This is a genomic window from Stieleria sp. (assembly GCF_041595215.1).
In the GTDB taxonomy this organism is placed as follows: domain Bacteria; phylum Planctomycetota; class Planctomycetia; order Pirellulales; family Pirellulaceae; genus Stieleria; species Stieleria magnilauensis.
In genome coordinates this window covers 1-4,757 of sequence record NZ_JBFHKV010000688.1, presented here as the reverse complement: position 1 = coordinate 4,757, position 4,757 = coordinate 1, and the positions used below count along the sequence as shown (strand labels likewise).

Genomic DNA, 4,757 nt, shown 5'->3' with positions numbered 1-4,757 from the left:
TGCCCTACGGCAAAGTACTCTCCAACGAACCGTCGCTGCAATTCGCGCTCGATGAAGAATGCCGGACGCAGTGCCGAATCAGTTTCGAATCCCGGACCACGGCCTATCAGGTGCGGACGGGCGAGTACAGCGAAGATCAACTGAGCGTCTACCTGACGGTTCGCCGATACGACAGCCTGGGACCGGATGAATCGTTTGACAAAGAATTCATGCGGCTGTCCTCCCTGTGCCGCGATCTGGTCGACGAGTATCTCGTCAGCGCCGTCCTAAGACCCTTGCAAGAAGCGATCTCGCTGCACTGATCGCATCAAAACTGGAAGTACACGAACGGGGTAAAGCCTCGTGGCGCGTACAAGACCAGGCACCAGATCATCACCGTCGTCGCAATCGGGGTGTACCAGCGGTCGGCCCGCAAACGCATCGCGATTCTCAGACGCGTCGTCCAGGCGGCATGTTCCAGCACCATGCTCCCGATCGCCGCGATCGCCAACGGCGGATACCAATTGATTCCCGGTGACTGAAACAGCAACTGCCGCGTGATCGATGCCACGTGGTCCAATGACGTGCTGCGAAACAGCACCCAGCCGAAAACGACCACCAAGAACGTCGACAGCCTTCCCAGCCACACGGCCTTGCGCACGTCATACCGCCGGTGGAGTTCGCGTTCGCAGACCAGCGCCGCGCCGTGCCAGAAGCCCCACAGCACGAACGTCCATGCCGCCCCGTGCCACAGGCCGCCCAGCACCATCGTGATGATCAGATTGACGTTGGTTCGAATTGGCCCCCTGCGACTGCCGCCCAGCGGAATGTAAAGATAGTCGCGCAGCCAACGTGAAAGCGTCATGTGCCAGCGATGCCAAAAATCCGCCACGCTGGTCGCCAAGTAAGGGTGTCGAAAGTTTTTGGGAAAACGATAACCAAGCATCTTCGCGACACCGATCGCGATGTCGGTGTAGCCGGAAAAGTCATAGTAGATCTGCCCGGCGTATCCGATCACGGCCAGCCACACGGTCAGGCCGCCATACAATTGCGGGGCGGCGAACACGACGTCGACCACTTCGCCCAATCGATCCGCCAACAACACTTTTTTGATCAGTCCGCACAGCGCCAGTTGAAACCCGCCGTAAAAACGTAGCGCTGACCAGTTCGGCCGCCGCGCTAGCTGTGGCAATAACTCGCTGGCGCGAACGATCGGCCCGGCGACCAACTGGGGAAAGAACGCGACATACAACGCAAAATCGAGTAGCGAATCGGTCGGCCGGATTTTTCCGCGATAGACGTCAATCGTGTAGCTGAGCGTCTGGAAGGTGTAAAACGAGATGCCGACCGGCAAGATGATGTTCAACGTGCTCGCGTTGAGACCGGCCGATTCGATCAACGGTGTCGCGGACTCGATAAAGAAATTGAAGTACTTGAAAAATCCGAGGACGCCCAAGTTCACGCCAAGGCTGACGCACAACCACGCCTGCTTGGCCCGAGACGTTGCCGCATGCGAAATCCGTCGGGCCACGAAATAGTCCACCGCTGTGGATAACAACAACAGACCACAGAAACGGTAGTCCCAATATGAATAAAAGTAGTAGCTGGCCGCCAGCAGGATCAGATTGCGCGTCACTCGTGTGCGACAACGCCAAACGGCCAATAGGATCCATCCCAGAAAGATCAGAAACTCGATCTGCGTGAACTGCATCGTGGATCAGTCCTTCGCCGGATCGTCGTTTTGGGCTTGCCCGGACGCCCCGAACCGATCGGAAAACGCCAACAGTTGTTCCGCAATGATCCGGTTTCCCGTCGCGTTGTAGTGCCCCACCCCGAATTGGCCGTTGTGAAATCCTCGCGGCCAATCGCCCCCGCGGGCAGCAGCAACCATCGCGTCTCGCGCATCGAGTACGTAAAAACCATGCTCGGAACACAATTGGCGGAAACGGTCGAACACGTGCTGATCCGGGTCATTGAAGAGGGTTTCACCGTCGGTGATGGCGGGGATCAAGGGTGCGTAAACGAAGATGCACGGCGCGTCGCATTGCCCGCGCAGCCGTTCCAACTGGCCAGACAAACGTTTTGCCAAAGACGTCAGTGTCTGATTCGATGCCCCCGATCGGCTTGAAATTGTTGGCGACTCGACCGGTCCGGGGTGAAACCTGAGTCGGCGCCGTGTCGTTCCGTCGCCGGTCGTCAGGATGTTGCGAACGGTTTGGATCAGGAAGGCGGGAAACGTCGCACTGATTTTGGACTGTGATGGATCCAGCTCCTCCTTGGCATCAGCGATCTCAGCTGTCCAGTCGGACCACTCGACGACCAGAAAGACGTGGGCGTCAACCGTGAGCGCATCGTTGTCACGTAGCGTTGCGATCTGTGCGATCCAGTCGTTGCAGTCGTCGCCGCTGCGCGCGAACGGATAAACGTGGATCTGATTCGACGACAGCCTCGCCACCTGGGCCGCGATTTTCTCGCGATCCTCCACACAAACCCCTTCGGCCTGAGAATCTCCCCAGAGTGCCAAACGCAGTCCGCCGAGTTCCTCGTGTTCCAGGGTCACCCTCCCCGGCATTCCCATCGGTCCGATCTGCGTCGTCGCGTATCCTTCGCTGCGCCAACGGTAATCCGATCCCGGTTGCAGCACCGCGACTCCCCGCGTCGGGTCTTCGATGCGCGGCACGTAACTGCGAACGAACCACGGCGAAGTGACGGCCACCAGAGCGGTCCCGAGCAGCATTCCGACGATCCATCGACGCAGCATCAATCGGCCGCGAAAGAAGGAGTCGGCAAAGTCGTTCCAGTGCCAGAAGATCGGTCGGGCGGCGCGTTTGGACGCATGGCGGAGGAAGATCGAGTAAGAAGTCGGACGGCAAGTGATGCTATAGGATACCCACATCGGATCAACAACGCAGGTCCCAAGCCACGCGCCACTGGCTGACGCCACGTGCCGGAATCCCGGCGGGACGCGTGGTTGGGCTGTTGATTGAATCGGATCACACGTGGGATCAGCCGTATCGCGCGAGCGTACGGGCCACAACCACCAAGAAGACGCACCGAGGCCCGTAGGCTCGCGCCAAACGGCTGATAACATCGCACCCGGCACAGAGTAACCTCCTAGCCACGAGCCACCGGCTAACTCCACGTGCCGGCATCTCGTCCGGAAGCGTGAGCGGCCGCCGCGATTGGTGTATGATCTGGGCAAACGACGATTTGCATGGGTCAACGAAACGGTTCGTGGCAAGATCGTCGGGGCCGACCGTTCTTCGTGAGTCCTTTGGATGATCATCCCCTACAGCACCGACGCGCCTCTCTATCACCTGCCTTGGGTCACGGGAGGTTTGATCGTCACGAACATCGTCGTGTTTTTCGCGACCACGTTCCAGGTCTTCATCGGCAATTGGGAACCGGAACAAATTGATTGGTTGTTGATCCAGTTCAACCAAATCAATCCGCTGCAGTGGCTGACTGGCAATTTCATGCACTTTGACCCATTTCACCTGATGGGCAACATGTTCTTCCTGTTCTGCTTTGGCTTGGTGGTGGAAGGCAAAGTCGGAAATCGTCGCTTCTTGGGGATCTACCTGGCGACCTGTCTGTTGATCGGCGCGGTGGTGCAGATCCCAATGTTTTTTCTGGGCGGCGAAGAAGCCGCCGGCGGTGCATCGGGTGTGATTTCGACCCTGATGGTGATCGCGCTGATTTGGGCCCCGGAAAACGAGATCAGTGTCTTCTACTTCTTCTTCCCGTTCGTGGGGACCGCCGAACCACGCATCGTCACGATCTGTGTGTTCTTCATCGGCATGGATGTCCTCTCCGTCGTGTTTAGCGGTTTTGCGATGTCGGGCGCGATGGGACACGTGATCGGTGCCCTGATGGGATTCCCGATCGGAATCTACTTTCTAAAAACCGACGAGGTCGATTGTGAAGGCTGGGATGCGATCTCCCGTAACGAGTGGTTGCAACAATACCCGTTGCTGTACGGCGAAAAGCAGCGACAACGCGATCGCGACAAGCACGACGAAATTGAAAACCCGGTCGAAAAGGCGTTGCAGGTGACCGGCGGCGACGTCTCGAAAAGCCAATACATCGGTCTCGCGTCGAGCAAATGGAAACCCAAAACTAAATCACCCTCCCCTGCCGTGCCGGTGACTGCGACCCCACGAAAGTCGCGCAAAAAGAAACGCCGGACATCCGAAGTGTCGCCGGAGCGTGTGGCCGAAAAATGTCAGGCCCATCCCGAATTCAATCGCTTGGCCTACGTGCTCCGTCAGAGTCTGCAATCAAACAATTTGCCGGCGGCGCAACAAGCGTTCCTGCGATTGGACACGCTTAAAATCGGCGCGGGTTTGGCCGAGACGACGTTGATGCGATACGCATCGGATCTGTGCGCGCAACGTCAATGGGTCAACGCGATTCGTCCGCTCGCCCTCGCGGTGGAAAAACAAGGCGCGCTGGCAGACGATGCGTGTCTGCGTCTGGCACAGATTCAATTGCGAGTGCTACAACGCCGCGACCACGCCATAGCGACGTTGGAGAAGATCGTGGTACCCGAAGGCGAATCGATCGACGCGGAAAAGAAAGAGCGATTGCGTAAACGCGACGAATTGCTCAGCCTGGCACGCGGCGGGTGAACGGGTTGAGTTCAAACGATGGTCTGCCGTTTGGCGCGAGCCTCACTTTCCCAAGAGTTCGGTCATGCGGTGCGTGACATTTGGCATGCACAGCATGCCCTACTCGTCTTGGCATGCACAGCATGCCCTTCCCGTTTTGGCATGCAC

The 4,757-nt window shown here is 58.2% G+C and carries 3 protein-coding genes and 1 pseudogene; 2 read left to right on the top strand and 2 right to left on the bottom strand.

Annotated elements, in window-relative coordinates; all coding sequences use genetic code 11:
• Nucleotides 1–302 (top strand): annotated as a pseudogene (locus ABX749_RS22545) (hypothetical protein); the annotation flags it as partial.
• A 5-nt stretch (nt 303–307) separates the two neighbouring features.
• Here the strand turns inward: ABX749_RS22545 and ABX749_RS22540 are convergent.
• Both ABX749_RS22540 and ABX749_RS22535 read right to left on the bottom strand, forming a co-directional pair.
• Nucleotides 308–1,690: an MBOAT family protein gene (locus ABX749_RS22540; RefSeq protein WP_372897968.1), complete on the bottom strand. Its 1,383-nt coding sequence runs from the start codon at nt 1,688–1,690 to the stop codon at nt 308–310.
• A gap of 6 nt (nt 1,691–1,696) precedes the next feature.
• Nucleotides 1,697–2,875, bottom strand: coding sequence for a hypothetical protein (locus tag ABX749_RS22535; RefSeq protein WP_372897967.1), 1,179 nt, complete (start codon nt 2,873–2,875; stop codon nt 1,697–1,699).
• 382 nt (nt 2,876–3,257) lie between these two features.
• Between ABX749_RS22535 and ABX749_RS22530 the strand changes: the two genes are divergently transcribed.
• Nucleotides 3,258–4,610 carry a rhomboid family intramembrane serine protease gene (locus ABX749_RS22530; RefSeq protein WP_372897966.1) on the top strand — a complete coding sequence of 451 codons (1,353 nt, stop codon included), beginning with the start codon at nt 3,258–3,260 and terminating at the stop codon, nt 4,608–4,610.
• The last annotated feature ends 147 nt before the right edge of the window (nt 4,611–4,757 follow it).

What these genes read in the sequence shown, in the direction of transcription:
- ABX749_RS22540 (WP_372897968.1), bottom strand. Translation starts at nt 1,690, where the DNA reads ATGCAGTTCACGCAGATCGAGTTTCTGATCTTTCTGGGATGGATCCTA.
- ABX749_RS22535 (WP_372897967.1), bottom strand. Translation starts at nt 2,875, where the DNA reads ATGTGGGTATCCTATAGCATCACTTGCCGTCCGACTTCTTACTCGATC.
- ABX749_RS22530 (WP_372897966.1), top strand. Translation starts at nt 3,258, where the DNA reads ATGATCATCCCCTACAGCACCGACGCGCCTCTCTATCACCTGCCTTGG.